Annotated in this window: 24 protein-coding genes and 1 tRNA gene; 13 read left to right on the forward strand and 12 right to left on the reverse strand. The window is 63.7% G+C overall.

What is annotated here, in order from left to right; genetic code table 11:
* Positions 1 to 43: 43 nt before the first annotated feature.
* The gene (locus tag AC5IJH_RS05470; protein WP_491901795.1) at positions 44 to 751 is read left to right on the forward strand and encodes an energy transducer TonB; all 708 of its coding nucleotides are present in this window, start codon (positions 44 to 46) and stop codon (positions 749 to 751) included.
* Between the two features lie 20 nt (positions 752 to 771).
* On the opposite strand, the gene AC5IJH_RS05475 is transcribed toward AC5IJH_RS05470, so the two are convergent.
* The 3 genes from AC5IJH_RS05475 to AC5IJH_RS05485 form a co-directional block, all read right to left on the reverse strand.
* A complete protein-coding gene (locus AC5IJH_RS05475) occupies positions 772 to 2,214 on the reverse strand; it encodes a phosphoglucomutase/phosphomannomutase family protein (RefSeq protein ID WP_491901796.1) in 1,443 nt (480 codons plus the stop codon).
* A 76-nt stretch (positions 2,215 to 2,290) separates the two neighbouring features.
* Positions 2,291 to 3,406, reverse strand: coding sequence for a mannose-1-phosphate guanylyltransferase (locus AC5IJH_RS05480; RefSeq protein WP_491901797.1), 1,116 nt, complete (start codon positions 3,404 to 3,406; stop codon positions 2,291 to 2,293).
* Positions 3,396 to 3,887, reverse strand: a complete 492-nt coding sequence (locus tag AC5IJH_RS05485) for a hypothetical protein (protein ID WP_491901798.1) — start codon at positions 3,885 to 3,887, stop codon at positions 3,396 to 3,398. The genes AC5IJH_RS05480 and AC5IJH_RS05485 overlap by 11 nt, the downstream gene beginning before the upstream one ends.
* A gap of 175 nt (positions 3,888 to 4,062) precedes the next feature.
* On the opposite strand from AC5IJH_RS05485, the gene AC5IJH_RS05490 reads away from it, so the two are divergent.
* Together AC5IJH_RS05490 and AC5IJH_RS05495 are read left to right on the forward strand one after the other, a co-directional pair.
* Positions 4,063 to 4,665: an RNA polymerase sigma factor gene (locus AC5IJH_RS05490; protein WP_491901799.1), complete on the forward strand. Its 603-nt coding sequence runs from the start codon at positions 4,063 to 4,065 to the stop codon at positions 4,663 to 4,665.
* Positions 4,662 to 5,096 carry a hypothetical protein gene (locus AC5IJH_RS05495; RefSeq protein ID WP_491901800.1) on the forward strand — a complete coding sequence of 145 codons (435 nt, stop codon included), beginning with the start codon at positions 4,662 to 4,664 and terminating at the stop codon, positions 5,094 to 5,096. Before AC5IJH_RS05490 ends, AC5IJH_RS05495 begins: the two co-directional genes overlap by 4 nt.
* A 56-nt stretch (positions 5,097 to 5,152) precedes the next feature.
* On the opposite strand, the gene AC5IJH_RS05500 is transcribed toward AC5IJH_RS05495, so the two are convergent.
* Genes AC5IJH_RS05500 through AC5IJH_RS05515 form a run of 4 tightly spaced genes read right to left on the reverse strand, consistent with a single transcriptional unit; the run spans position 5,153 to position 9,654 of the window.
* Positions 5,153 to 6,364, reverse strand: a complete 1,212-nt coding sequence (locus tag AC5IJH_RS05500) for a pyridoxal phosphate-dependent aminotransferase (protein WP_491901801.1) — start codon at positions 6,362 to 6,364, stop codon at positions 5,153 to 5,155.
* A 20-nt stretch (positions 6,365 to 6,384) separates the two neighbouring features.
* A complete protein-coding gene (locus tag AC5IJH_RS05505; protein ID WP_491901802.1) occupies positions 6,385 to 7,713 on the reverse strand; it encodes a hypothetical protein in 1,329 nt (442 codons plus the stop codon).
* A 34-nt stretch (positions 7,714 to 7,747) separates the two neighbouring features.
* On the reverse strand, positions 7,748 to 8,497 hold the full coding sequence (kdsB, locus tag AC5IJH_RS05510; protein ID WP_491901803.1) for a 3-deoxy-manno-octulosonate cytidylyltransferase: 750 nt from the start codon (positions 8,495 to 8,497) through the stop codon (positions 7,748 to 7,750).
* A gap of 5 nt (positions 8,498 to 8,502) precedes the next feature.
* Positions 8,503 to 9,654, reverse strand: coding sequence for an acyltransferase family protein (locus AC5IJH_RS05515; protein ID WP_491901804.1), 1,152 nt, complete (start codon positions 9,652 to 9,654; stop codon positions 8,503 to 8,505).
* 185 nt (positions 9,655 to 9,839) lie between these two features.
* Between AC5IJH_RS05515 and AC5IJH_RS05520 the strand changes: the two genes are divergently transcribed.
* Positions 9,840 to 9,916: transfer RNA gene (locus AC5IJH_RS05520), tRNA-Met, on the forward strand.
* 24 nt (positions 9,917 to 9,940) lie between these two features.
* Here AC5IJH_RS05520 and AC5IJH_RS05525 read toward each other — a convergent pair.
* Positions 9,941 to 11,119, reverse strand: coding sequence for a glycosyltransferase family 87 protein (locus tag AC5IJH_RS05525; protein WP_491901805.1), 1,179 nt, complete (start codon positions 11,117 to 11,119; stop codon positions 9,941 to 9,943).
* Positions 11,120 to 11,369: 250 nt separating this feature from the next.
* Between AC5IJH_RS05525 and AC5IJH_RS05530 the strand changes: the two genes are divergently transcribed.
* On the forward strand, positions 11,370 to 12,581 hold the full coding sequence (locus AC5IJH_RS05530) for a S41 family peptidase (protein ID WP_491901806.1): 1,212 nt from the start codon (positions 11,370 to 11,372) through the stop codon (positions 12,579 to 12,581).
* Positions 12,582 to 12,806: 225 nt separating this feature from the next.
* Complete coding sequence (locus tag AC5IJH_RS05535) at positions 12,807 to 14,957, forward strand: penicillin-binding protein 1A (RefSeq protein WP_491901807.1); 2,151 nt, start codon at positions 12,807 to 12,809, stop codon at positions 14,955 to 14,957.
* 30 nt (positions 14,958 to 14,987) lie between these two features.
* Here AC5IJH_RS05535 and ribF read toward each other — a convergent pair whose 3' ends face one another.
* The 4 genes from ribF to ygfZ all read right to left on the reverse strand — a co-directional run bounded on the left by ribF (position 14,988) and on the right by ygfZ (position 18,645).
* Complete coding sequence (ribF, locus tag AC5IJH_RS05540; RefSeq protein WP_491901808.1) at positions 14,988 to 15,950, reverse strand: bifunctional riboflavin kinase/FMN adenylyltransferase; 963 nt, start codon at positions 15,948 to 15,950, stop codon at positions 14,988 to 14,990.
* A 2-nt stretch (positions 15,951 to 15,952) separates the two neighbouring features.
* Positions 15,953 to 16,699 carry an MBL fold metallo-hydrolase gene (locus tag AC5IJH_RS05545; protein ID WP_491901809.1) on the reverse strand — a complete coding sequence of 249 codons (747 nt, stop codon included), beginning with the start codon at positions 16,697 to 16,699 and terminating at the stop codon, positions 15,953 to 15,955.
* 63 nt (positions 16,700 to 16,762) lie between these two features.
* On the reverse strand, positions 16,763 to 17,443 hold the full coding sequence (locus tag AC5IJH_RS05550) for a DUF1844 domain-containing protein (RefSeq protein ID WP_491901810.1): 681 nt from the start codon (positions 17,441 to 17,443) through the stop codon (positions 16,763 to 16,765).
* A gap of 86 nt (positions 17,444 to 17,529) precedes the next feature.
* The gene (gene ygfZ / locus AC5IJH_RS05555; RefSeq protein WP_491901811.1) at positions 17,530 to 18,645 is read right to left on the reverse strand and encodes a CAF17-like 4Fe-4S cluster assembly/insertion protein YgfZ; all 1,116 of its coding nucleotides are present in this window, start codon (positions 18,643 to 18,645) and stop codon (positions 17,530 to 17,532) included.
* 62 nt (positions 18,646 to 18,707) lie between these two features.
* On the opposite strand from ygfZ, the gene AC5IJH_RS05560 reads away from it, so the two are divergent.
* From AC5IJH_RS05560 to AC5IJH_RS05590, 7 genes are all read left to right on the forward strand, one after another.
* A complete protein-coding gene (locus AC5IJH_RS05560) occupies positions 18,708 to 20,243 on the forward strand; it encodes a hypothetical protein (RefSeq protein WP_491901812.1) in 1,536 nt (511 codons plus the stop codon).
* Positions 20,244 to 20,325: 82 nt separating this feature from the next.
* Complete coding sequence (mtnP, locus tag AC5IJH_RS05565; protein WP_491901813.1) at positions 20,326 to 21,186, forward strand: S-methyl-5'-thioadenosine phosphorylase; 861 nt, start codon at positions 20,326 to 20,328, stop codon at positions 21,184 to 21,186.
* Between the two features lie 37 nt (positions 21,187 to 21,223).
* Positions 21,224 to 22,165, forward strand: coding sequence for a PfkB family carbohydrate kinase (locus AC5IJH_RS05570; protein WP_491901814.1), 942 nt, complete (start codon positions 21,224 to 21,226; stop codon positions 22,163 to 22,165).
* A complete protein-coding gene (locus tag AC5IJH_RS05575) occupies positions 22,122 to 23,801 on the forward strand; it encodes a glycosyltransferase family protein (protein WP_491901815.1) in 1,680 nt (559 codons plus the stop codon). Before AC5IJH_RS05570 ends, AC5IJH_RS05575 begins: the two co-directional genes overlap by 44 nt.
* 99 nt (positions 23,802 to 23,900) lie before the next feature.
* On the forward strand, positions 23,901 to 24,611 hold the full coding sequence (locus AC5IJH_RS05580) for an MgtC/SapB family protein (protein WP_491901816.1): 711 nt from the start codon (positions 23,901 to 23,903) through the stop codon (positions 24,609 to 24,611).
* Positions 24,608 to 25,444 (forward strand): diaminopimelate epimerase, encoded by an 837-nt coding sequence (dapF, locus tag AC5IJH_RS05585; protein ID WP_491901817.1) that lies wholly within the window; start codon positions 24,608 to 24,610, stop codon positions 25,442 to 25,444. The genes AC5IJH_RS05580 and dapF overlap by 4 nt, the downstream gene beginning before the upstream one ends.
* On the forward strand, positions 25,441 to 25,909 hold a 469-nt coding region (locus AC5IJH_RS05590; protein ID WP_491901818.1), incomplete at its 3' end, for an LD-carboxypeptidase. The genes dapF and AC5IJH_RS05590, both read left to right, overlap by 4 nt.

Raw genomic sequence — 25,909 nt, forward strand, 5'->3', positions numbered from 1 at the left:
GCAGTGCTCAACACGAAAGGCACTGTTGGGCGCGAGGTGCGCGATGTTCGAAGATGCGCTGGTTGAATCAAGCGGCAGGATTCGCACGCGTGGCGGCTGGTTCTCCGGCGTCGCCGCGCTGATCAACGGTTCGGCTGTCGGCGTGCTCCTGCTGCTGCCGTTGCTGCATCCGGCGTCGCTGCCAAAGCAAAGTTTGAGCATGTTGCTGATGGCGCCACGGCCGCCGGCTGCGCACGTGCAGCCCGCACCCCGCGCAGTCGCCTCAGTTCACGCGACAACGGCTGCCAATCCGTTTGCAGCCCCCACTCTTATTCCCACGTCCGTCGCGCCCGAGGCACCAGCGCCTCCTGCTGATCCCGGAATTGCGCCATTAAGCGATGGCGCGGCAGCGCGCCCGTTTGATGGGCTAGCGGACTCTATAGGAACGGCGGCGCCACCCATCGTGCATGTGGCGCAGCCGCAGCGGCTCGCGATCTCGTCAGGCGTGATGGCAGGAAACAAGGTGAGCGGGACGGAGCCACAGTATCCAGCAATCGCGCGTGCTGCACGCGTCGGTGGAATCGTCACTCTGGCGGCGACGATTGCGAAGAGCGGCGCGATCGAGAACTTGCACGTCGTCGGCGGGCCGCCGCTGCTGACGGCCGCGGCAATTGATGCGGTGCGCACCTGGCGGTATCGCCCTTACTTGTTGAACGGGCAGCCGGTGGAAGTGGAGACAACGGTGCGCGTCGTCTTCCATCTCGGGGAATGAGTGCTGTCCGGGAGCGAGGTTCAGCGGCTGCTGAGGGCGAAGGTGCGTCCGGCTTCGAGCAGGCGCTGCACCGAGTCGCGCGAGACGGACTCGCAGTAGATGCGCATCAGCGGCTCTGTTCCGGAGGCACGCAGCAAGAGCCAGGTCTCGGCGGCGTTGGGCTTGCGGGCTGCTTCCGGGTTGTCGAGGTAGAACTTGATGCCGTCAAGCATCTCGACGCGCAGCACGCGCATGCCAGCGAAGTCGGTGGCTCCGTCCTTGACGATGCGGGCGCGCGCGATGGCAGCGTTCTTCACCTCATCCGGGATGTGCAGGTCGATGCGGCCGTAGTGGTGCTCGCCGAAGTCGCGCTGCAGGTCGGCGACAAGCTGGCCGAGCGTCTTCTTCTCGTCCGCCATCACGTTTGCCAGCAGCAGGCAGTTGAGCAGGCCATCGCGCTCCGGCAGGTGGCGCTTGATGCCGATGCCGCCCGACTCTTCGCCGCCGATCAGGATGTCGTGCTCGAGCATCAGATCGCAGACGTACTTGAAGCCAATGCCGTGCTCGTAGAGCTTCTGGTGATGTTTCGCCGCGATGCGGTCGAGCATCTTCGTGGTGTTGAACGCGCGGGTGACGCCGCCGGTCCAGCCTTTACGCTCAAGCAGCCAGCGGAGAAGGATGGAGAAGATCTTATGCGGATCGACAAAGTTTCCGTGCTCGTCGACCGCACCGAGTCGGTCTGCGTCGCCATCGGTGACGAGGCCGGCATCGCAGTGCTCGGCCACGACGGTCTCCTGCAGCGCGCGCACATGCGGCTCGATAGGCTCGGGGTTGATGCCGGGGAAGAGCGGGTTGTGCTGCGAGCGGATCTCAATGCAATCGACCCCGAGCGGCCGCAGCAAGCCGGCGAGCACGCCTGCGCCTGCGCCATACATCGCATCGATGACGAACCGTTGGCCGGCGCGGGCAATGGCATCGAGATCCGCGAAACGCGCAATCGCTGCGACGTATGGCTCGCAGAAGTCGACGGCTTCGATCGCGGCAGCTTTGTCTGCTGTCGGTAACGGCTGGCCGAGATAGCTTTCGATCTTCCCCATGATGCCGGGCGAGCCTGAGCCGCCATAGCTTGCCTTGTACTTCACGCCGTTCCATTGGAATGGGTTGTGGCTGGAGGTGATCATGACGCCGCCGGCTGCGCCGAGCGTGCGCACTGCATAGGACAAGGCGGGCGTCGGCGTGACACCCCGGGCCAGGCGCACGGGAATGCCTGCGGCCGCGGCGACGTCGGCGACGGTTCGGGCGAAGGCCGCGGAGCCGAAGCGCGTGTCATAGCCAATGCAGAGGCCACGGCTAGCATCCTCGTTCTGCAAAACGTAACTGGCGATGGCCGCAGCGGCGACGCGCACATTCGCAAAGGTGAAGTCTTCAGCGATGACGCCGCGCCATCCATCGGTGCCGAACTTGATCGGAGCAGAGGTGGTCATGATCGGAACATTTTATGATGCACGCCACGGCACTGCGGATGAGCGTGCATGTACCCAGGCTGTGGATGATATGCGGTTACACGAGTTCGGTCTTGCCCTGCGCGACCAGTTGCTTAACGACCTTGCCGACGTCCTGCGAGTGCTGACGCGAGGTGATTAGCAGCGCATCGCCCGTATCGACCACAACCAGATCGCTGACGCCAACGATGGCGACGAACTTGCCGGGGCTGTACACGTAGTTGCCGTGCGCGTCGATGGGCAGGGCACCGGAGGAATCGGTGATGTTGGCAGCGGCGGCGTTCGGTTGTTGAGCGAGCTGGTGTTCGTAGAGCGCGGCCCACGAGCCCAGGTCGTTCCAGCCGAAATCTGCTGGCAGACAGTAAAGGTTTGAGCGATGCTCGCCTTTGGCTGAGCGCGGCTCGAGCACTGCGTAATCGACCGAAATATTTTCGCAGCGGGGGTAGAGATCGGCGAAGACCTCGGCGAAACGCGGCGTGCCGTGGGCCGAGGCGATCTCCTCGAGCAGCGGTGATGTCTCGGGCAGATGCTCGCGCATGGCGTTGGCCAGGGTGCGTGCGCTCCACAGGAAGATGCCGCTGTTCCAGCAGTAATTGCCGGCGGCGAGAAACTCCTCTGCCTTCTCCTGATTGGGTTTTTCCGTAAAGCGGCGGACGCGGTTGATGCCTGGCTCGAGCTCGCTTGCGGTCTCGATGTATCCGTAGCCGGTTTCGGCGCGCGTCGGCGTCACACCGAGCACGACGATGTTGTCGCCGCTGGATGCAAGTGCGATGGCCTTGGCCAGTGTTTCGAGAAAGCGCGGCTCGTCGCCGATGACGTGATCCGCGGGGAAGACTCCGAGGACGGCGTTGGGAGCATGCCGCTCGAGCAGGAAGGCGGCGAGGCCGGCGGCGGGGGCGGTGTTGCGTGCGGCCGGCTCGCAGAGCACCTGGTCGGGCGGCACGCCGTCGAGCTGCACGCAGATTGCGGGCGAGAGCAGATCGTTGGTGATGACCCACGCATTATCGGCGTTCGTAATCGGCAGCAGGCGATCGAGCGTGCGCTGAATCATGGTGCGTTCGCCGTCGAGTGCGAGCACCTGCTTGGCGCGGGCCTTGCGGCTGCGCGGCCAGAACCGGGTGCCGCTGCCGCCGGCCAGGATGATAGGGCGAAAGTCGTGGGGGCTAGGCGTCATCCCGTTCATGGTATCGGAGAGCAGAAGCGCTACCCGCCGTCGCGGGTTGCCCCGGCAGACCGAAGTCACCACCCGACGCGCGCTTTGGCGCGAGCACGTACACATACAGAAGCAACGCGGCGCCGACCAGCAGCGGGATGCTGCCGATGGCGACGCCCACCTGCCGGGTGTCCTGATCGATGAAGCTGAAGAAAACCATGATGCCGATGCCGATCGCCACGGTGATCAGGCCGCCGAGCCGGATGGACTCTATGCGGCGCGCCACGCGCAGGCGATCATCCTCGCGCAGTAGCCCGATTGCGGCGTCGGCGCCCGCGCCTTGGCTTTCGGTCAGTCGCCGGACGGTCTCGTTGCGGTAGTAGGCATCGCGCTCGCGGCGGCGGGCGTTGAGGTAGGAGCCGACGGAGAGCCAGGAGAAGAACGAAAGCGCCGCGACCATCAGGAAGACGAAGACCATGATCTCCGGACGAAAGATATCCATACCAGACTCCTCGGGGGTGCCTCGCCCTTTGAACGGCGAAGACACGATGTTCATTCGCCGGGTAAGACAGGCTCAGATCTTTGGCGGTTGCGTTTTCTTCCGCAGGCTCCCGGTTCCGAAGAAAACGCAACCGCGAGAGAGGAACCGCGGTCTCACTGCTGCGTAAAGAGAGTGCATGAATGACCGCGCAAAGCCCGCGAACGAGGATGATGAGGATGTCGCGCGCGTGCTGGGCGGCGACGTGGACGCATTTGCGGGAATTGTGCGGCGCTGGCAGGGTCCGCTGGTGAACCTTGCTTTCCGGTTCTGTGGCGATGCGGGGCGCGCGGAGGAGATGGCGCAAGAGGCCTTTCTGCGCGCGTACCGGCGACTCGCGACCTATCGCGGCGACGCAGCGTTTTCGACGTGGCTGTTTGCGCTGGCGACCAATGTGTATCGGGACGAGGTACGACGGGTCCCCGCTCGCATGGTAGCGCTCGAGGATGCGGCGGAGCCGGCCGCGCCTGCTTCGCTGAGGGACGACCTCTGCGCGCGGGAGCAGGACCGCATCGTGCATAGTGCCGTGCTGACGCTGCCGGCCAAGTATCGCGATGCCGTGTTGCTGTACTACTTTCAGGAGATGGACCTGCCGGCTGCCGCGCGAACCTTGCGCGTGCCGGAGGGCACCCTCAAGGCGCATCTCTCTCGTGGACGGCAGTTGTTGCGAGCGAAGCTGGCACGCCTGCGGCCTGGTCAACCAGCAACGGTGGAGAGCGCAGAGCAAGGAGTGGTGGGATGAGCACCAACGATCACGCAGAACTGGACCGACAATTACAGCGGAGCCTGGGACCGGACACTCCCCAACTCACGCCCTCGCCCGCGTTGACGCATGCGGTGATGGCGCGTGTGCATGCGGAGGCCGAGGCTTCCGCCGGGCCGCGACCGCTCGCCTTCCCCTGGCGTCGTGCGCTGCCGGGGTTGGCTGCAGGCTGCGTGGTGTTGGCGCTGTGCATGGCAGCGGTGTTGAGGGGCGCTGCGGAGCACCTGCCCGCGACGCATGTGAGCGCGTTGTTGAGCCTCCCTTCGTACGTGACTGCGGCGTACAGCTCGATTGGAGACGCCTCGCGCCTGCGGCTCGGGTGGCTGGCGATCGCGTTGCTGATCGCGCTTGTGCCACTGTCGCTCACCGGCAGGCTCATTGAGGCGAAGCAGCGGGCTATCGAGCGCTGAGCCGATACAACGAAAAGCCCGCCACTACGGCGGGCTTTCTGCTCGGGTTGTTTGAACTAGAACTTCGCGGCGAACTGGCGCATGCGCTCCAAACCCTGCTCGACATCCTTGTGCGAGACGGCGTAGGAGAGCCGGATGTGCTCGTGCGTGCCGAAGGCCTCGCCAGGAACGACGACGACGCCGGCATCGTGCAGCAGGCGAGTCGCAAGCTCGGCAGGTGTCGCGATGCCCGACTTGCGGAGCAGGCCGGAGACGTTGGGGTAGGCGTAGAAGGCGCCCTCGGGCATGGTGCAGGTGACGCCGGGCAGGCTGCGCAGCCCGGCAACAATGGTGTCGCGCAGGCGAATGTAGTCCGCGCGCATCTCGGCGACGCACTCCTGCGAGCCGGTCAGCGCAGCGACGGCTGCCTTCTGCACCATGGCCGCAGTGGATGAGGTGGACTGCGATTGCAGTTTGCTCATCGCGGTGATGATGGGCTTGGGGCCAAGGGCAAATCCAGCGCGCCAGCCGGTCATGGCGTAGGTCTTCGACAGGGAGCCGAGCACGATGACGTGTGGCTTGGCGGATGCGATCGATGCCCCGGAGAACGGCTTGCCTTCGAACTGGAGGTAGACGTAGCACTCATCGAGCATGAGGTAGATGCCGCGACGATGCGCGAGTTCGACGATGCGCTCGAGGTCTTCGCGCGCGATAACGGAGCCGGCCGGGTTGGACGGCGAATTCAGGATGATCGCCTTGGTCCGTGGCGTGATCGCGCTCTCGATGGCTTCGGCGGTGATGCGGAAGTTCTCGCTCTCGGCGGTCTCGAGATAGATCACTTTGCCGCCGGCGAACTGGATGATGTCCTTGTAGGAGACCCAGTAGGGAACGGGGAGGATGACCTCGTCGCCGTGATCGATCAGCACTTCGATGGCGTTGAACAGCGCGAGCTTGCCGCCTGTCGTGAAGACAGCCTCGTCCGGCGAGTAGTTAGAGCCGAAGTCGCACGCGTGCCGCTCGACGATGGCCTTCCGCACTTCGGCGATGCCGGAGACGACGGTGTAGCGCGAGAAGTTCGCCTCGATGGCGGCCACGGCAGCGTCTTTGATGTGCCGCGGCGTCGCGAAGTGTGGCTCGCCGGCACCGAAGTCGACCAGGCTCGCGCCCTCGGCACGCAGCTTGGTCGCGGCGGCGGTGACGGCCATGGTGGCAGAGATCTCGATGCGGCCAATGCGCTCGGCAAAGGTGGGGGCGCTGGTCAGGCTGGCAGGGGCGGCGGTGGCGCTCATGGCTGCCAGTTTACAGGGCGTCAGTAGTTGAACGGGTACTCGCTGATCCAGTGAAAGCCGCGATTCTGCAATCGGAAGCTGCGGTCGTCCACTCGGGAGAGCCGGAGCGTCGCGGGCGCCCCGTCCAGTGTGCCCGTCAACACCATTTGTCCCTGCCCTGCACTACGCAACACCAGGCTCGCAGTCGACCCAGACTCCACATCGTGAAGTGCGTAGTGATCTCCATTTGCGCTTGTGACCTGATACCCGTGACCCGGAGTCGCAGGATCGGATGGCTCCATGACCCACCAGCCGGGAAAATCGATGGCAAGTTGACGCCAACGGTGCGGATCGTTTGCGGGAGCTTGGACCCCACTTCGCTCGAAGCTCGTGACATTCCAAAGCCCGGCGAAGGAGGGGCGGTTCTGAAGCATCCACGGATGACGCACCGCCTGCAGTGCGCTCGACAGGTTGGCATATAGCGTGAGTCCCAGAAACGCGGTCAGCAGTGTGCGGCCCGTCATGCGAATCCAGCGCCGTTCGTCTCGGGGAACGCGAACCACCGTCGGTATGGCGACACGGCCGCGAAGGAGGTAATTCGTCAGGCTATGCAGATCGGGGGCCGCCAGCACGAGCGCCATCAGCAGAAGATGGAACGAATAGAGCTTCACGTCCACGTCGTAGCAGAGATTCAGCGCGAGCACATTCCCCATCGCTGTCAACGCGAGCAGTGACCCCAGGACTCGTGTGCGCTCAAACAGCAGCAGCAATCCGGCGGAGAACTCGACGGTGCCGCAGAACAGCGTGTAGGCCGAAGATGCGTTCATAAAGGTCCACAGCATGCCCATAGGCGAGGCGCTGCCGAATGGTTCTCCAAGCTGACGGTAGGTGAGGGGGCCGAACTGTTGAGGAGAGATCTTGATCAGTCCGTACTCGATCATCGCCAAAGCCAGCGTGTACCGCACCAGCAGCAAGAACCACGTCACGACCGCAGGGTGAGCGGCGCGCTGCCGGCTCAAAAACGCCCAGATTGCGCTCCCGAGCGCGGCCAGTGTTAAAAGCAGGGTGACTTGAACCCAGTCAAGCGCCGTGTCGCCGCTTCCCGTCTGGTGCCGCGTCGCCGCGACGCCGCTCAGATGAAAGATGTGGGTACCGGCCCAGACGGTGACGTGAGCGAAGGGCCAGGTCAGCGCCTGTTGGACGAAATCGCCGAAAGGAATGGCAGAGAGATTGAGAGCCGAGGCGAAGCAGTAGAGGCCCAGGTAGATGATCGCGAAGCGGAAAGCGACGCGCTGCCACCAGGGGCATGCCGGCGAGGCGGGCAGAGCGCGCCTGGGCGCATCAGGCGCGGACTGGACATTGGCAGCCATGCGCCCACACGGTACCAGATGAGCTGGCCCGTGGTTACAAGTTTGTCCGTTGCCGAAGAATTGTCGCCACCCGCTCGAGGTCGGCTTCGGTGTCGACACCGATCGTAGAGAAGGGCGTCTCTTCGAGGTAGATGGGGATGCTGTGCGCAAGCAGGCGCAACTGCTCGAGGCGCTCGCTTTGCTCGAGCGGGTGGGGCGGCAGGCTGGCGAAGCGGTCGAGCGCCGCGCGGCGATATGCGTAGAGGCCGAGGTGCTTGCGGTAGACGATGCCTCCCGTTCTGTCGCGATCGAACGGGATGGTGGAGCGCGAGAAGTAGAGTGCGCGGCCATCCTCGGCCAGCACGACTTTCACCGCGTTGGGGTCGGCGATCTCGTCGGGAGTGCAGGCAGTCCAGAGCGTGGTCACCTGGGCGTCGATCCCGGGTCGCGCGAAGGGTGCAAGCAATGCATCGATGTGCGCGGGCTGGAGCAGTGGTTCATCGCCCTGGATGTTGAGGATGATGTCTGCGGGAATCTGCTGCGCCACCGCATGCACACGATCAGAGCCGCTCTGCAGCTCGGGCGAGGTGAGGACCGCGTCCCACCCGTGCTGGCGGGCGAGTTCCATTACCTCGTCGTTGTCCGTCGCCACCACGACGCGATCGAGCCGCGGTGCGGCGAGAGCTGCTTCGACGATCCACTGCAGCATCGGCTTGCCGGCGATGTCGCGCAGCACCTTGCGGGGGAGACGGGTAGAGGCGAGGCGTGCGGGGATGACGGCGAGGACGTGATCGGTGGGAGTCACGTGGATCAGGGTACAGGGGACGGAGGCGGTGGCTCCGTGTATGGCCACTCGAGTTGCGGCTCCATCGGGATGAGGACGACTTGCGGGGAGGCCGTCTGCGGCGCAGCATGTGGCTGCAACCAGTGCGCGAGCCGCCCGCGTGTCCAGCGATCGTAGGTAGCATCGGCTAGCAGAGCGATGGTGAGAGACAGCACCAGCAGCACCAGGGTCGGTGCGAGCCCCGCGACGGAGTGATGAGTCATCCTGGGCCAGAGCTGGGCGAAGTACTCGCGCACAGGAATGTGCAGGATGTACAACGCGTATGACATTGCACCAGCTTGCGAGTAGAGTGTCGCCGACCTGCCGTGGGGCTGAGCAGTCGCACTGGTCAGGATCAGGGCGGGGAAGACGACCAGCGTCACCAATAGGTCATAGCCGACGCTGCCATTCGCGCGCACGGGGACCGCAAGGAGCAGCAGGAGTGTAGTCGCTGCTACCCAGGGCGATAGCGCGAAGCGCAACGGCCTGCGTTGCCAGAAGCGATACAGCAGCATGCCCATTAGATACGGTGTCAACACACGCGGAACGGTCCAGAGGAAATCGCTGTGATGGGCACCGATGTTAAGTCCGTGGTATCGGACCGCCGCCACGGCCAGGAGTACTGCCGAGGCTGCAGCAGCGGCGGCAATGAAGAGATCGCTACGACGGCGGAGGAACAGGGCGTGCGCCACGTTAGCGAGCGCCTCCATTGACAGAGACCACGCCGGGACGTTCAGGGGAAAGGCGTTCGGGTTCAAGGGCGCCAGCGAAGAAGCTGGCGTGGGCAGCAGCAGCAACCCGAACACAGTTGCGAGCAGTAGAAAAGCGTTCGGCATTTGGTTGTTGCCGAATTCCTTCCGAATGACCAAACAGGACAGGCCGAGGGCAAGGCCAGCGATATAGAGCGGGTAGAGCCGGACAAAGCGAACCTTCAAAAATCCGAGCGTGGACCAGCCGTCGTCAAGGCGCTCCTGGTAAGCGGAGGCGAGCACGAATCCACTGAGCAGGAAGAAGAAGTCAACCGCCAGGTAGCCATGCGGGACAAGTTGGCGGTCGGAGATCACAGCCGCATGGAAGGCGACTACCGCCAGGGCAGCGACCCCACGCAAGCCATCAAGCAGGACGAACTTGCGCTTCATCCGAACCTCGGCGGCCAGGCAGTGCCTATGGAGCTGCTTCTTCAGGGAACTCGCCTGCGCAGATTCGCAAGGTAGTGGAGCGGCGGCCGGCCAGCCACACCACGGCTGTGTGATTGACGCTCCTGGAGGGCTTCCCTAAGATAAGGGCTGGCCGCGTGGCGCTCTGCCGCGCTTTCCGGCTGCCCGGCGGTGTAGCTCAGATGGTTAGAGCGACGGACTCATAACCCGTAGGTCAGTGGTTCGATTCCACTCACCGCCACCAGCATTTTCCCCGCGAATCCTGAACTTATGCTGCCGCGAGCGCTTCTGGCGTCGCCGTTCGCCGTGCGTAGAGATACCAGGCGAGCCAGGCGGGAGACTCCCAAAGCAGGATGGGAGAGGACATGCCCAGCTTGAGAGCGAACTGCACCATGACTGCACAGAAAAGCAGCAGCACCACTGCAACCGCCTTTTCAGAGCAGCGTGGAACAAGCAGGACGACGGCGGGCAGAACCAGAACGCTGTCGACACCTGTCCACGCGTAAGGCGCGACCATGAGCGACACGAGAAGCAGGAGCGGCGCTTCGTTCGGCCAGTTCCACTGGTCGCGGCGGCGGAGGAAGTACCAGATTGACCAGCAGCAGGCGAGCACGGCGGGAAGAAACTGCAGCCACAATGCGGTCGGTCGGATCGCAAAGCGGAGCGCGGCGGCGGGCGTGGGCAATAGCTGTTGCGCGATACCGTTCGTCCGCATGGCAGCAATGTAATGCTGCCAAACGGAAGGGTCGGCGGATAACGGTGCCAGAGCCTGCAGGGTGAACGACACGATGGCGCCAGCAAGGAAACGCCAGTCTCGCTCTTTGGCAATCCAGCAGAGGAGGACCGCCCCAAACGGCAGGAACAGGTGCGGTTTGATGGCACAGATGGCAAAGGCAGCGCCGGCCAGAAATGGGGCACGATTTAGGAGCAGGAGACACGCCGCAAGACCGGGCAAAGTGAGCAGCGTCGTCTGACCCACCTCAATGCAAGCAACCGCAGGGGTGGCGAAGTAGGCAATCCAGTTCCAACGACTGACCACTCGCCCAGAAAGACGCTGCCACAGCCGTACGCTGAACACCAGAACCGCAACGAGCAACAGTCTCCAGTAAAGGCCGGCAGCCCTGGGTGACAGCACGCCCAATGGAGCTATCATCCAGAGCGCGGAGGGAGGATTGCGTGTGAGCGGGGGGTACTTCCCCGAGTCGATGCCGAACTGCTTCTCCATCGACGCCAAACGGACGCCATCGTACGGGTTCTGGTGGTGAACGAGCAGGTTTGCTGAACTCCAGTACGCGATCCAGTCGCTGACTCCGCCGCCGCCAAGATTGAGCAGCCCGCCCAGCAGGGTGGGAACCAGCAGAACAGCGAAGAGTGGAAAGGCGACCGTAAGCAACAGCGCATGGCGGGTGACGGTCGCCGGTTTGGTCGTGGTGGACGCGGGTGTCATCGGAGCGTGTTCCCAGGGACAAAGGTCAGGCTGACCGACGCTGTGCGTTTGCGCAAGCAAAAAGGACGCCGGCCCCTTCCATCGTTATCCAAGCCCGGAGCTGATTGGGCCGGAACTGCTCGCCTGGGCCACCCGGGTACGTCTTATCCAGGGTAGGGCGCCCTGCCGCTCGAGTGGGCGGCCCTTCTCCCACGGAAGTGGAGCAGGCAAGCGGCGGCGCTGCGCTATCATTTCCCGTACAGGGTGGTCCATGTCCAAGCACTTCCAGCGGTCGATTTTCGGTATCTCCGTTCTCCTGCTTCTGCTCACGGTTTGGGGCGGTCTGCGCCCGGGCAGTGTGCGGGCCGACCAGAAGGAAGGCGCGTACCAGGAGATGGAGGTCTATACGGAGGTTCTGAACAAGATTCAGAACGATTACGTGGTCGACCCCAACATGAACAACGTGACCGTGGGCGCACTGCATGGACTGCTTGAGTCACTTGACGCCGACTCGAGCTATCTGACTCCGGCGGAGTACAAGCTCTACAAGCAGCACCTGAGCGAAGGGACGGCGCAGGTGGGCCTGAATGTCTCCAAGCGCTACGGCTACGCGACCATCGTCTCCATTGTCCCGGGCAGCCCGGCAGACAAGGAGCAGCTCCAGGATGGGGACATCATTGAGGCGATCGGTCCGCAGTCGACGCGTGAGTTGTCGCTGGCGATGATCCGGCTGCTGCTCGAAGGCCCAACCGGCAGCACGGTGAGCATCTCGGTTGTCCGGCCGCGCAAGGCCGAGCCCGAGAAGATCACGATGGCGCGCACCAGCATCAATGTGCCGTCCCTGAACGAGCAGCTGTATGAGAACGCCAGCATCCTCTACCTCAATCCGCACGAGTTGACCAAAGAGCGCGTGAACGAGATTGAGGGCAAGCTGAAGTCGCTGAACAAGGGCGACAACAAGGAGACACACAAGGTGCTGCTCGACCTGCGTGATGTTTCCGTTGGCGATGAAGCCCAGGGCATCCGGCTGGCGAACTTCTTCCTGCAGAGCGGCACCATCGCGACGCTGAGCGGCCAGAAGTATCCGACCCAGACCTTCACGGCAGAGAAGTCGCACTTCATCACCAGCATGCCGCTGGTGGTGCTGGTGAACCACGGCACATCTGGTCCCGCAGAGGTGGTGGCTGCGGCCATCCTCGGCAACAAGCGCGCCGATGTGGTGGGCGATCGCACCTTCGGTGAGGGTTCAGTGCAGAAGACGCTGGAACTGGCCGACGGTTCGGCGCTGATCCTGTCCGTCGCGAAGTACTCAGCGCCGGACGGCAAGAAGATCCAGGACGAAGCTGTGCAGCCGAACGTGGTAGTCGCGTCGAAGGAAGACGATGACACGCCGCAGGCGCAGGAGCGCAGCCAGGTACATGCCGAGAAGAAAGACGATCAGCTGAACAAGGCTCTCGAAGTCCTGAAGCAGAAGGCCGCCTAAGGCTGCCTTCGCCGCACCTGATCCCTCACTCCACACGGTGGTAAGAAAGCCGCGAGTGCGTGCTATGCTCGGCCGTGCATCCGAGACATCCGAGTCCGTCGACCCGAATCGTTGGCCATTGAATCGACACGAGCGCGCCCGGCGCGGGGTACGGGCGAGGGGTTCCGTCCGCCCGCAGCATCGCCACCTGCCAGGCGCAGGCTCGCTGGCCGTGTCGCACTTGCGGTGCTCGTCCTGCTTGCAGCGGCAGCCGGATGCCTTGCCGGACTACTGCTGGTGTACTCGGTGGAACTGCCGCAGATCGCAGAGCTGACGCACTACCGCCCACTCACGACAACCGAACTCTATGACGTGCACGGCCAGCTTTTCGGGTCGTTCGCGCTGGAGCGGCGCAATGTCGTGCAGTACGAAGACTTCCCGCCGATCCTGCGCGAGGCAGTGATCTCGACCGAGGACAAGAACTTCGAGAGCCACTGGGGCGTGAACGTCTTTCGGGTGGCGGGCGCTGCGTATCACGACCTCACGTCGCATGGGCGCGCCCAGGGCGCTTCGACGCTGACCATGCAGCTCGCGCGCGATCTGTTTCTGTCTCCCGATCGCACGCTCCGCCGCAAGCTGCAGGAGATCTTCCTGTCGATCCAGATCGAGCGCGCATTCACCAAGCAGCAGATCTTCACCCTGTACGGCAACCAGATCTATCTCGGCCATGGCACGTACGGGTTTGACGCAGGTGCGAACTACTACTTCAGCAAGCCGGCGCGCCTGCTCACGCTGTCCGAGGCTGCGCTGCTCGCTGGGCTGCCCAAGGCGCCGGTGGCCTACTCGCCCATTCTGAATCCGGACCGCGCATTCCGCCGCCGCAACCTGGTGCTAAACGCGATGCTGGAGGATGGTGTGATCACGACTGCGCAGGCCAACGAGGCGAAGAGCGCACCGCTGGGACTGCACCTTGCGCCGCCGCCGAACAGCATCGCCCCATGGTTCGTGGAGGAGGTGCGGCGTGAACTCGAGCGACGCTTCGGTTCGGACACAGTGCACCAGGCAGGGCTGCGCGTGTACACCACGCTGGATTTGACGCTGCAACACGTGGCGAATCGTGCAGTGCTCGATGGCCTGGCGGCGTACGAACGCCGGCGCGGGTGGCAGGGGCATCTCCTGAATGTGCTGGCTGCGGGCGAGTCGCTCGACAGCTTTCGCCACCCGGACTGGTCACTGCCAGCTGTACCTGGGACTTATCTGCACGGCGTTGTTGTGGGTGTGCTCGAAGGGCGCGTGACGGTTAAGGTTGGCGACCGGCGGCTTGGACTGCGGCCGGAGGATTGGGCGTGGACTGGCGAGAAAGATGCCGCGCGGCTCTTTCATCTCGGCGACGTGGTGTACGTGCGGGTCACGCCAGGTGTGCTTGATCCAGCCGTGCTTGATTCCGGCGTGCTCGATCGCAATGGAGAGAGCGGCGCTTTGGATGCGACGCGACGCGAACCCGTGCTTGAGGGCACGCTCGAGCAGGATTCGGGCGCCGAGGCGGCGCTGATGGCCGTAGATAATGCAACCGGCGACGTGCTTGCGATGGTCGGTGGCCGCGATTTCAATCTCTCGCAGTTCAATCGCGCGACACAGGCAGAGCGCCAGACGGGCTCGTCATTTAAACCGTACGTGTACACAGCGGCGATTGAACAGGGAGCTACGCCGGAACAGCAGATTGCCGATACGCCAGTTACGTTTCAGACAGGCGGCGGACCCTACTCTCCTCACGATTACGAGCCGAACTACCTGGGCAGCATTCCTCTGTGGAAGGCATTTGCGGAGTCGCGCAACGTGCCGGCGGTGCGGCTGGCAGAGCGCGTGGGCATGCACCGCGTGATTGAGGTGGCTCACCGCTTTGGCATCACGCGTGACATTCCGCCTTACCTGCCGGTAGCGCTCGGCTCGGTAGAAGTGACGCTAGCGCAGCAGGTCGCGGCGTACAGCAGCTTTCCGAACGATGGGTTGCGGGTCAAGCCACACCTGCTGCGGCGCGTGACAAGCGCGGACGGCAGTCCGCTCGAGGAAGATCAGCCGGAGATTGCGGAGTCCACGAGCCAGAAGACGGCGCGGACCATGTTGCTGATGCTCGAAGAGGTGACGCGTTCCGGGACGGCTGCCGCAGCCCAGGCTCTGCATCATCCCTTGGGTGGGAAGACCGGCACGACCAGCGACTTCACCGACGCGTGGTTTCTCGGATTTTCGCCGTCACTGACTTGCGGGGTCTGGGTCGGGTTTGATACGCGACAGTCGCTTGGTCCCGGCGAGACGGGCGCGCGCGCAGCACTGCCGCTGTGGATGGACTTCATGCGCGCCGCCGATGCGGGCAGGGACGACGAGCGCTTTCCCGAGTAGCTTTTCAGTCAGTATTTGCGATTGCGTCGCTTAGTGCGCGGCGAGCAGCGGCAGCCGGGCGAGATAACGCTGCGCCTGCCGCACGTCGCGGCCGATCTGCTCACGGAGCGCCTCCGGCGTGGGCCAGGTGCGTTCCTCGCGCAGGCGCGCGAAGAACGTGAGACGCAGCGGTGTGTTGTCGGAGAGTTCGATCGGACGAAAGTCGAGCAGGTGGGTCTCGATGGCGAAGGAGGCGTCGGCGAAGGTGGGCCGGGTGCCGACATTCGTAACCGCATTGAAGCACGAAGCTGGCGCTGATCCGATCTCCATGCGAGTGACGTAGACGCCGGCAGCGGGCACGACGCCAGCGTAGGGAGCCAGGTTGATGGTCGGCACCGTAAGCCGCGTGCCGATGCCGCGTCCCCGCGCTGGATGACTCAGGATGCTGAAGGGTCGGCCCAGAAGCCAGCGCGAGCGGCGCACGTCGCCGGCAGAGATGAGCCGTCGGATGACGCTGCTGGACACCTCGAGGCCACGCACCTGCAAAGCATCGTAGACACGCACCGAGAAGCCCAGATCGCTGCCGAGTACGCGTAGCTCCTCGACGCCGGAGCCGGCACGATAGCCGAAGCGGAAGTTCCCGCCCTCATGCACCTCGACCGCAAGCAGCGCGTCCACCAGGATCTGTCGCGCGAACGCATCGGCGGTGTGCTGAGAAAACTCCGGCGTGAAGGGCAGCAGTAAGGTTGCGTCGATCCCGCTTTCGGCCAGCAGCGCGAGTTTTTCGGTGGGATCGGGAGTGATCAGCGCGGGTGCGGCTTCGGGCCGTAGCAAGTGAGTGGGGTGCGGGTCAAACGTAACTGCTACAGATCGAGCATGCAGTTCGTGCGCACGCTCGACAATGCTCTGCAGCAGAAAGCGATGGCCGCGATGCACACCGTCGAAGTTGCCGACCGTGACTATGCTGGGACCGAAGCCGGCCGGAATGTCGCTGAGTTGGCGAAAGGTCTGCATGGCTAGAGCTCGATCGGAACGCGGAGCCCGTCGTAGGCCAGCCGGATGGAGGAGGGCAGCGTGGGGTCTGTCTCAGCGTGCAAGATTTCGTGAGACATGTGGGTGAACCAAGCCTCACGCGCGCCCAGCTTTTCTGCCCACGCGGTCGCGTCGGTCAAGTTGGCGTGGCTGGGGTGCGGCTGGGGTCGCAATGCATCGAGCACGACCACATCGAGGCCACGCAGCAGATCCATGCTGCTATCAGGAATGCTGCTCATGTCGGTCAGGTAGGCCGTGTTGCCAAAGCGATATCCGGTCACGGTCAGCCGTCCGTGCATCAGCGGCACCGGCGTGAAGACGACGCCCGCTACCTCGACCGGTGCATCGATCCGATGCAGCGCGACACGTGCGCGCGTGGGGTATGTAGCATCGGCGGCGAAGGTGTAGGAGAAGACACGCTCCAGCACTTCCGCAGTTGGCGCATCGGCATAGAGTGGCATCTTCTGCTCGCGATGCGCAAAGCTCAACGGCCGCAGATCGTCGAGGCCGAGGATGTGATCCGCATGCGGATGGGTGTAGAAAATAGCATCGATGTGGCGGATGCGGTGACGCAGCGCCTGCTGCCGGAAGTCTGGTCCAGTGTCGATCAGAACGCGGCGTGTCACGCCGTCTTCCATCCACTCGACTGCGACGGAGGGCCGGGTGCGTACGTCGCGCGGATCGGCGGACGTGCAGACCCGGCAGGTGCAGCCGAGCGTGGGCACGCCCATGGACGTGCCGCTGCCGAGAAACAGAAGGCTGGCCTGGCGTCGTGCGGACAGGAGCAGCGCCTCCTAGCGGACCGGAGGCTTGCCGGCCGGATTGTGTGCGCTCGAGGAGATCGCGTTGGTGATCTCCATGAACATCATGCGGAGTTCGAACAGCGCATTCTGTAATAGCCGCTGTTCCTTGTCGGTCAGGTTGCCCTTCGTCTTCTCGACCAGCACGCTGAGCATGTCGATACTCTGGCGCGCGCCGAGGATGTCGACACGCGGCTGCTCGCCCGGCTGTGTGCCGGCGCCGAGTTGCAGGGCGGCGGTCATGTAGATCGACTGAACCAGCCGATCGAAGTTCATCTCCGCCTGCCGGCCGCCGATTGCGTCGCGCGCGCCAGGGCCGGCCTGCGCGATCATGTCGTCCAGCTTGCGCGAAGAGGCGCGATAGTCTGCGTCCTGCTGCGCTGTCTCAGCAGCGGTGAGTTCCGGGCCGAGTCCATCGTCGGCGATGTCCTCGTCGCCGGGCACCGCCTCGAGTCCGCTCGCCAGCATCTCGCTCTGGGCCGATGTCGTCGGAGTTTCGCCGGACCGGGTGTTGTCGTGAACCAGCTTCGGCCCGAGCTTCGCCTCGGGCTCGGTATCTGTCGCAGCAGCGGCCGGTGCGCTGGGCTCGCTTGCGGGAGCATCTTCGCGCAATTCGCCCTCGATGGTGAACTTGCGCCGATCGGTGACCGTAAATCCACTTGACTGGTCTGGCATGAAGTCCTTCCTGACTCTCCCCCACATGAGATGGATGCGCGCGGGGGGTGAATGTTTCTCCGGGCGCGCGACGCTGGAGCACTCCCTTACATACGCGCCAGCGGAGCGTGTGGCAACAGGGTTGCAGTGCCATTTAAAAAGCTGAGTGTGCCATGGCGCTGGGCTGCATCGGCGCGAATCACGCCAAGCCCGTAGTGTGTGCCCTGGTAATGTGCAACGCTGGTGATGCGACCGGCCGGCTGCTCGCCGCCCGTGAGCTCGAAGGGAAGCTGCGAGGACGAAGTGGAGAGCGCGACGACTGCCAGTCGCCGATGCACGTTTCCGCGGGAGCGGATGCGTTCGACGATCTCCTGTCCGAGGTAGCAACCTTTCGCGAAGTGCAGGGCGTGCATCTGTCCCGTCTCCTGTGGCAGATCGCGGTCTTGAATATCGATGCCGTACCTGGGCACTCCCTCGAGCACGCGAAGGGCCTCAATCGCCTTCCAGCCGCACGGGACCGCGCCCGCCGCGAGCAGAACCTGCCACAGCATCGGCACGTTTTCGTTCGCGCACCAGATCTCAAACGCGGGATGTGCCGCGCCCGCACCGCCCATCAACTGGACGGGTACGCCGCAGATGCGCGTCTCCAGGAGCCAGCGTCCGCTGCCGGCTTCGGGCAGCGTTACGCCCAGTGCTTCCAGCAGTTTGATCGCCAACGGGCCCGCGACACCGACCGCGGTACGCGTCGCGGAGATGTCCTCCGTCGCCACGTCGTCCATGATGATGAAGCGATCGAAGTGGGCGAGCAGCGTGGGGATCTGGCTGCGGTCGGTGGTGATGAGCAGATGTGTTGGCAGGCGATAGGCCTGGCAGTCGCCCTGGATGCGACCCTGTGCGTTCAGCACGAAGTTATCGTTGCCGGCGCCTTCGCTCAGCCCCTGGATGTTGTTCGTCAACATACCGTTGAGCCAGCGCAGGCGGTCTTCGCCGGCGATCGCGATCTGGCCGCGGTAGCCGAGGTCGTACGCGCCCGCACCCTCCGTGAGCGCGGCCAGCTCCTGCGACAGGACGCTGAAGACGGGAAAGCTGAGCGCGCCACCCAACGCAAAGAGAGTGTGCGAGCCGCCACCGAGAGCGATGGCGAGCGGCGTGGGTGCGGGGACTGGAGTTGCCGCAGAGGTAGCAGCGAGCGATGCGTTCGTGCTGGTGTCAGTGTCCTGCATAGCGAAAGCCTACGGAAAATTATAGCCTTCTGACAGGCGTGTCCGCGGCCGGGGGAGATGGGATGAGAGTGCGAGTGGCGGCGTGGGCCGCTGTGCTGTTGCTGGGGGTGCCGGCGGGTTGGACGCAAACGGCGAACACGAACGAGAAGGCGAGCAAGCCCGAAACAACCAAGCCCGAGACGAAGATCACTCCGGATCAGGCGAAGGTGCTGTTCGCGTCCGTGGATAAGATTCTTGCGTTTGCGAGCAAAGACAGCACTCTGCCGATCAAGCATGAGGTGAAGCGGCGGCTGACCACGCGGACCGAAGTGGAGAACTACGTCCAGAGCCGGATGAAGGACGACAAGGACGCGCAGAGACTGCAGAGCTCCGAAATTGTGCTCAAGAAATTCGGCCTGCTGGATCGCGACTTCGAACTGCAGCCGTTTCTGGTCAGCTTGCTGAAGGAGCAGATTGCTGGTTATTACGACAGCAAAACCAAGACAGTGAACATGCTGGACTGGATCGTGCCGGATGAACAGAAACCGGTGCTGGCACATGAGCTGACCCATGCCCTGCAGGACCAGCATGTGGACCTGGAAAAGTGGAGCGACCTGAGCAAGGATGCGACCGCGAAGAATGTCGATGAGGACAACGCGCATCTGCGAACAGACGAGGCCGACACTGCGCGCGAGGCCATCGCCGAAGGACAGGCGATGGTGGTTTTCCTGGATTGGGGGCTGGCGCCCAAGGGGCAGTCGCTTGCGAAGCTGCCGGACATTGGTGCGTCTCTCGAAGATGAGAGCGATGACGGCGACTCGCCGGTGCTGAAGCGGGCGCCGCTGCTGCTGCGCGAGTCTCTCTTGTTTCCGTACCGGCAGGGGTTGAATTTTGAGCAGACCGTATTGAAGGATCAGGGTGCGCAGCAGGCATTCGCGGGTGCGCTGGACCGGCCGCCATCGAGCACGTATGAGGTCATGCATCCGCACGCGTGGGAAAAGCACGACACGCCGACTCTGCTAACGATGCCGGACATCCATTCGATTCTTGAGCCCGAGTATGCGCCCTACGATATCGGCGTGATGGGTGCTTTCGACGTGCAGATTCTTGCCGAGCTCTTTGGCGGCAAGGCAGCCGCGGCTTCGCTGACGCCCGCCTGGGGTGGCGGCGTCTACTACGCAGCACAGCGGAAAAGCGCGACCACCGCGGATAAAGCGTCGACGCGGTCAGTGGCGCTGCTTTATCTGTCGCAATGGAAGAGCGAGACGGCTGCGGCAAACTTTGCAGCGATCTACGCCGAAAATCTGCAGCGCAAATACAGGGAGGTGCACGTGCGTACGGCGGATCGCAGCGACACCATCGAATCGCCTGGAGTGGACGAAAGCCTGTTCGATACGGAGGAGGGTCCGGTGCTGATCGCGACGGTGGGTCGCGGGGTGTTCATCAGCGAGAGCTTCCCACTCGCGACGGCACGAAAGCTGGAGCTGGCGATGACGGGCGTGCTGCAGCACAGCGGCGAACAGCAGGCACGTGCAGCGGATGGAACGTCCGAGCTCTCGGCCTCGGTGGCAGCGATGTTGAGCCACTACGGCCTGATGCGTGTCGCCCTCCATCACTAAAGAGCGCGCAGGTTGCCGCGTATACTTGGGCTGACTTTACTCAACCCATGCGTGCGGCCGAGCGTCGCGCGCGGAGAGCGCATTGCAACAGGCAGAGATTGGCATCATCGGCGGCAGTGGGCTCTACAGCATGCCCGGCCTGACCGAGACAGAAGAAGTCGCAGTCGACACACCATTCGGCCATCCTTCAGACAAGCTGGTGCTCGGCACACTGGAAGGCCGGCGCGTGGCCTTTCTGGCGCGCCACGGCCGTGGCCATCGCCTGCTGCCGAGCGAGATCAACTATCGCGCGAACCTGTTCGCGATGAAGCTGCTGGGCGTTGGCCGCATCATCTCGGTCTCGGCAGTCGGATCGCTGAAGGAGGAGCATAAGCCGACTGATTTCGTGGTGCCCGACCAGTTCATTGATCGCACCTTTCTGCGCACCAGCACCTTCTTCGGCGACGGCATTGTGGCACATGTTTCGTTTGGCGATCCGGTGTGCAGTGTGGTCACGGCAACCCTTGCCGATGCCTGCGATGCAGAAGGGGTGGTTGGCAAGCGTGGCGGCACCTACGTCTGCATGGAAGGTCCGCAGTTCTCGACGCGCGCCGAATCGAACCTGTATCGAAGCTGGGGCGCGGACGTGATCGGGATGACCAACCTGCAGGAGGCGAAGCTCGCGCGCGAAGCGGAGATCTGTTACGCCACGATGGCGATGGTGACCGATTACGACTGCTGGCGTGAGGGGCATGACTCGGTCACGGTGGATGAGATCGTCGCCGTGATGCACCAGAACGCCGCCAATGCCGCCACAGTGCTGCGCACCGCTGTCCGCAAGCTGCCTGCGGCGCGTACCTGTCCCTGCGCCAGCGCGCTGGCGCACGCCATGATCACCAGTCCTGACGTGATTCCCGCAGCCACCCGCGCCAGGCTTGCACCGATCGTCGGAAAATATCTGTAACCACACAGGTAGCAATCACGAAGGCAAAGGATCTGTAATGTCGATTGTCGTTGTCGGGAGTGTAGCGTTCGACACCATCGAAACACCGAGCGGACGCGTGGATCACGCCCTGGGCGGCGCCGCGACGCATTTTGCTCTGGCGGCCAGCTACTTCACGCAGGTGCGGGTCATCGGCGTGGTTGGCGAAGACTTCAGCGCCACTCATGAGGATGTATTGCGCCACCGCGGTGTGGATACCAGCGGCATTGAGCATGTGTCTGGCAAGAGCTTCCACTGGACCGGCTCTTACACACGCAATCTGAACGAAGCAGACACGCTTGCGACCGAACTGAATGTGTTCGAGACCTTCACACCGAAGATCCCGGACAGTTATCGCGACTCCGAGTTTCTTTTTCTCGCAAACATCGATCCCAAGCTGCAGGCCGGAGTGCGACGCCAGATGCCGCACGTGAAGATGGTGTGCGGCGACACGATGAACTACTGGATCAAGGATCACCGTGCGGCGCTCGCCGACGTGCTGGTGGATCTGGATGTTCTGCTTATCAACGATGGCGAAGTCAAGATGCTGGGCGGGGACAACAACCTGGTGCGCGCGGCCAGGCGTGTGCTGGACATGGGCGTGAAGACGCTGGTGGTGAAGCACGGCGAGTACGGCGCGACGGTGTTCTTCAGTCAGCGCTCCTACCCCGGCGCTCACGCAGAGTCGCACGCGATGCCATTCCGCGCGCCTGCGCTGCCGCTTGCGGATGTGATCGACCCCACTGGCGCGGGTGACTCCTTTGCCGGCGGATTCTTTGGCTATCTTGCGTCGCAAGGCGGTACGCTCACACCCCCGAGCTTTCGTCGCGCCATGTTCTACGGCGGCGTGATGGGTTCGTTCGCTGTGGAGAAGTTTGGCACCACGCGGACACAGGAACTGACACGTGAGGAGATCGATGCGCGCTTCCAGCAATTTCGCGCGCTCAGCCACCTTGAGTGATGCACGTCGCCGGTCGATGCGCCGGTCCATGCCGGATGCAGTGAAGGTGGCGCTCGGCGCCATGCTGCTGGCGTGCTTCGCACTGCTTTATTCGCTCCAGCATGGCCTGTTGCTGCTTTACGGCGATGCAGTGGCGCACCTGCACATTGCGCGCCGTATTCTTGATGCGCAGACACCCGGCTTCCGTCAGCTCGGGTCCGTGTGGCTGCCATTGCCGCACCTGCTGTTGTTGCCATTCGTGCAGGCGATGTCGTGGTGGCAGACGGGCATCGGCGGCGCCCTCCCATCGATGCTCAGCTATGTCGCGGCTGTGGTCGCGCTGTTTCGCTTGGCGGCCTCCTTCGTGCGACGGCCATTCGCATGGCTGGCTGCAGGCTTCCTCGCGCTCAATCCCGGGCTGCTCTACTTCTCGAGCACCGCGATGACGGAGCCGCTCTTCCTGGCGGAGATACTCTGGGCAACGCTGCTGATCGTGCTCTTCGCACAGCGGTCGGCTGCTCCCCTTGCACGCGATCAAGAGCACGCCAATCAGGACCCTCGCGGTCTGCGCCGGCTGATGCTTGGCGCATCGCTGCTGCTGATTGCTGCCGTGTTCACGAGGTACGATGGGTGGATCTACGCGGCGGCCGCCTGGTGCTTCACCTGCTGGGCGACGTGGCAACGCAGAAACTTGCGGGAGCGACTGACCGGTACGTGGCTACTCGCGACTGTGCTGCTCGCGTGTGCGCCCTTGTTGTGGATCGCGTACAACGCCAGGCAGTTCCATGACCCATTTGATTTCTTGCGTGGTCCATATTCGGCGCGCGCGATCGAACAGCGTACGTCTGCGCACGGTTCTGGCCACTACCCAGGGCACCACGACATGCCGGTCGCGTGGCTCTACTACTTGAAGGTCGCCGAGTTGGGCGCCGTGCCGAAGCCCGCCGCGGACGTGTTGTTTGCGCTGGCACTCGCCGGCACCGGCTTTCTAGCGTGGCGTCGTCAGCGGCCGGGGCTCGGAGCGACCTCACTCCTTTGGCTGCCGCTGCCGTTCTATGCGTATTCGGTGGCGTACGGGTCGGTGCCGATCTTCTTTCCCCTGTGGTTTCCGCACTCGTACTACAACACGCGTTATGGAATGGAACTGCTGCCTGCGTTTGGCCTGTTCTGCGCGGCGGCACTTCAGGGCGTTGCCGACTGGCGTCCACGCTGGTCCGAGTGGATTGTCACCGTGGCTGTAGTGCTGCTGATTCTGAACGACGCATTGCTACTGCGCAGCGGGCCGCTTGTCTACGAGGAGGCCGTGGCAAACGCGCGGACTCGCATACCATTTGAGCGCGCGCTGGCCACGGCACTAGTTTCGAACATCCCGGCCGGCGCCTCGGTGCTGATGTACACGTCCGAGCACGTGGGGGCGATCCAGCAGGCGGGCAAGCCGCTGCGAGAGGTCACGAATGAGGGCGATTGGGAGGCGTGGCATGCCGCGCTTGCGCATCCCGCCGGAAGTGCGCGATACGTTGTGGCGCTTGCGGGTGACCCGGTCGCCGCTGCCGTAGCCGCTGATCCGAACGGGCTCACGCTCTTGCAGGTCATCTGCTCGACCGGGCAGCCCTGTGCGCGGATCTATCAGTCTTTACAGCGGCCAGGACAGCCCTGAGTCGTTCCAGGCCTACACCGCTGGTGGGAGCGAGCTTGCGCGAAGCTGGGTGATAGCATCGCGCGAGAGTGCCCAAGCAGCACTGCCGGAGATGAATGGATGTTGATCGGTACCAGTCACGCGCTCAGCTTTAACGGGCTGGAGCAGTCCGCGCTTGCTGACGTGAGCGTGCTGCGGCTGTTGCTTGCCTGTGCCCTCGGCGGCGTGATCGGCATCGACCGCGAGTACCGGCACAAGGCCTCGGGCGTGCGCACCAATCTGCTGATCTGCTTCGGCGCGGCCCTGTTCACTTACCTGTCGCCGTTGATTGCGGGCGAACTCAGCACCAGCAAGGGACAGATTGCGTCGAACATCGTGCAGGGGGTCGGGTTCCTTGGCGCTGGCCTGATCCTGCACGAACGCAACCGCGTTATTGGCCTGACCAGTGCCGCGACCGTCTTCGCGGTCGCGGCTGTTGGCATGGCTTGCGGCGCCGGACTGTACCTGACCGCAGTATTTGCAACCGTGGTGGTGCTTCTTGTGCTGGAGGCAGTCGGTGCACTCGAGATGCTGACGAACCTGAAACTCCAGAACCGCTCCTACGAGATTCGCGGGACGATGCCCGACGTGATGTACGAAGGCCTGCTGGCGACGATGGATGAGGAGCAGCGCCGGTTAGAGCAGGTGGAGCGCGAGACGGTTGGTGCGATCACGCGGATGATCTTCAACGTGCTCGCAACGCGCAGTGGTCATCAGCGTCTAATGAACCGGCTCAGTCATGCTCCGGGAGTCGAACGAGTGCTGACCTTCCGAAACTGGGAGGAGGATTGATCCCTTTCAGCAAGGCGCACGCGTGCGGCAATGATTTCTTGATTGTGCAGCAGAAGGACGTGCTTGGGTTCGACCTTGTTGCGTTGAGCCGCGCGCTATGTGCGCGCACCACTGGTGTCGGCGCTGACGGCGTTGAATATCTGACGATTCACAATGAGCGAGAGGGAGCGATCCGTCTCTACAACGCCGATGGGTCGACCGCTGAGATCTCTGGCAATGGCACGCGCTGTGTCGCTGCATGGATGGCGCACCGCGCCGGGCTTGCAATGGGTGGGTCCATCCGCCTGCAGACGGATGCGGGCCTCCGCACGTGCGAACTGCGTCATGCTGCGGGGGCAGAGTATCGCTTCACCACGGCAATGGGAGTGCCGCAGGTACACGCTGCGACGGTACGGCTTAGCAGTGGGCTGGACGTGCACGGTGCGGTGGTCTCGACCGGCAATCCACATTTCGTGATTGAGGTCGCGGATAAGCAGTTCACGGTAGCGGGCTGCTCGTGGCAGGAGATCGGCGCAGCCATCTGCACGCACCGCGACTTCCCGGAGCAGACCAACGTCGAATTCGTTTACCGGCTCGACGAAGGCCAGATCGAAATCCGTATTTATGAGCGCGGCGTCGGCCCGACCACATCCTCCGGCACTGGCACAAGCGCCAGTGCGGCCGCAATGATTGCGCTTGCCGGGATGCCGTCGCTACTGCGTGTGCTTGCGCCCGGTGGGGAGCAGCAGGTGGAATGGCGAGGCCCAGCCGCAGAACTGCTGCTCACCGGGCCAGCCATCGTGCTTTTTGAGGGAAGTTGGCTTGCGGAGCCGAGCTCCGAGGGACACCGATGACCGGCGCGCCTATTCGGCTTGGCGTTGTTGCACCGGCCAGCAACGCAGTGCCAGAGCGCGTGCAACGCGGGATCGATCGTCTGCGCCTGCTGGGACATCAGGTGCGTGTGATGCCGAATGCGCTGGGCCAGCAGTGGCCGTACTTCTCCGCCACGCCGGAGCAGCGCATTGCTGATCTGCACGAGGCGTTCGCGAGTCCGGATGTGGATGCCGTGATCTGTATCCGTGGTGGCTACGGAACAAACTATCTGCTTCAAGGGCTCGATCTCGACCTGCTGCGTGCGCACCCGAAGCCGTTTATCGGCTACAGCGATCACACTGCGATCTCGACGTGGATGCTTGATCAGGCCGGCATTCCGGTCCTGCACGGGCCGATGGTGGCGGCTGACTTCTCGCGCGAGGACGGGGCGCACCTGCAGAGTTTTGCGGCCGCGCTGGGGGCTGAGCCGTACCAACTCGGGGGGG

This window comes from Candidatus Dedyshia acidiphila (assembly GCF_051025295.1).
GTDB lineage: Bacteria > Acidobacteriota > Terriglobia > Terriglobales > Acidobacteriaceae > KBS-83.

Excerpts from the sequence above, each read along its gene's own strand:
- AC5IJH_RS05470 (WP_491901795.1), top strand. The coding sequence starts at position 44 with ATGTTCGAAGATGCGCTGGTTGAATCAAGCGGCAGGATTCGCACGCGT.
- AC5IJH_RS05475 (WP_491901796.1), bottom strand. The coding sequence starts at position 2,214 with ATGACCACCTCTGCTCCGATCAAGTTCGGCACCGATGGATGGCGCGGC.
- AC5IJH_RS05480 (WP_491901797.1), bottom strand. The coding sequence starts at position 3,406 with ATGACGCCTAGCCCCCACGACTTTCGCCCTATCATCCTGGCCGGCGGC.
- AC5IJH_RS05485 (WP_491901798.1), bottom strand. The coding sequence starts at position 3,887 with ATGGATATCTTTCGTCCGGAGATCATGGTCTTCGTCTTCCTGATGGTC.
- AC5IJH_RS05490 (WP_491901799.1), top strand. The coding sequence starts at position 4,063 with ATGAATGACCGCGCAAAGCCCGCGAACGAGGATGATGAGGATGTCGCG.
- AC5IJH_RS05495 (WP_491901800.1), top strand. The coding sequence starts at position 4,662 with ATGAGCACCAACGATCACGCAGAACTGGACCGACAATTACAGCGGAGC.
- AC5IJH_RS05500 (WP_491901801.1), bottom strand. The coding sequence starts at position 6,364 with ATGAGCGCCACCGCCGCCCCTGCCAGCCTGACCAGCGCCCCCACCTTT.
- AC5IJH_RS05505 (WP_491901802.1), bottom strand. The coding sequence starts at position 7,713 with ATGGCTGCCAATGTCCAGTCCGCGCCTGATGCGCCCAGGCGCGCTCTG.
- AC5IJH_RS05515 (WP_491901804.1), bottom strand. The coding sequence starts at position 9,654 with ATGAAGCGCAAGTTCGTCCTGCTTGATGGCTTGCGTGGGGTCGCTGCC.
- AC5IJH_RS05525 (WP_491901805.1), bottom strand. The coding sequence starts at position 11,119 with ATGACACCCGCGTCCACCACGACCAAACCGGCGACCGTCACCCGCCAT.
- AC5IJH_RS05530 (WP_491901806.1), top strand. The coding sequence starts at position 11,370 with ATGTCCAAGCACTTCCAGCGGTCGATTTTCGGTATCTCCGTTCTCCTG.
- ribF (WP_491901808.1), bottom strand. The coding sequence starts at position 15,950 with ATGCAGACCTTTCGCCAACTCAGCGACATTCCGGCCGGCTTCGGTCCC.
- AC5IJH_RS05545 (WP_491901809.1), bottom strand. The coding sequence starts at position 16,699 with ATGGGCGTGCCCACGCTCGGCTGCACCTGCCGGGTCTGCACGTCCGCC.
- AC5IJH_RS05550 (WP_491901810.1), bottom strand. The coding sequence starts at position 17,443 with ATGCCAGACCAGTCAAGTGGATTTACGGTCACCGATCGGCGCAAGTTC.
- ygfZ (WP_491901811.1), bottom strand. The coding sequence starts at position 18,645 with ATGCAGGACACTGACACCAGCACGAACGCATCGCTCGCTGCTACCTCT.
- AC5IJH_RS05560 (WP_491901812.1), top strand. The coding sequence starts at position 18,708 with ATGAGAGTGCGAGTGGCGGCGTGGGCCGCTGTGCTGTTGCTGGGGGTG.
- AC5IJH_RS05570 (WP_491901814.1), top strand. The coding sequence starts at position 21,224 with ATGTCGATTGTCGTTGTCGGGAGTGTAGCGTTCGACACCATCGAAACA.
- AC5IJH_RS05575 (WP_491901815.1), top strand. The coding sequence starts at position 22,122 with ATGCGCGCTTCCAGCAATTTCGCGCGCTCAGCCACCTTGAGTGATGCA.
- AC5IJH_RS05580 (WP_491901816.1), top strand. The coding sequence starts at position 23,901 with ATGTTGATCGGTACCAGTCACGCGCTCAGCTTTAACGGGCTGGAGCAG.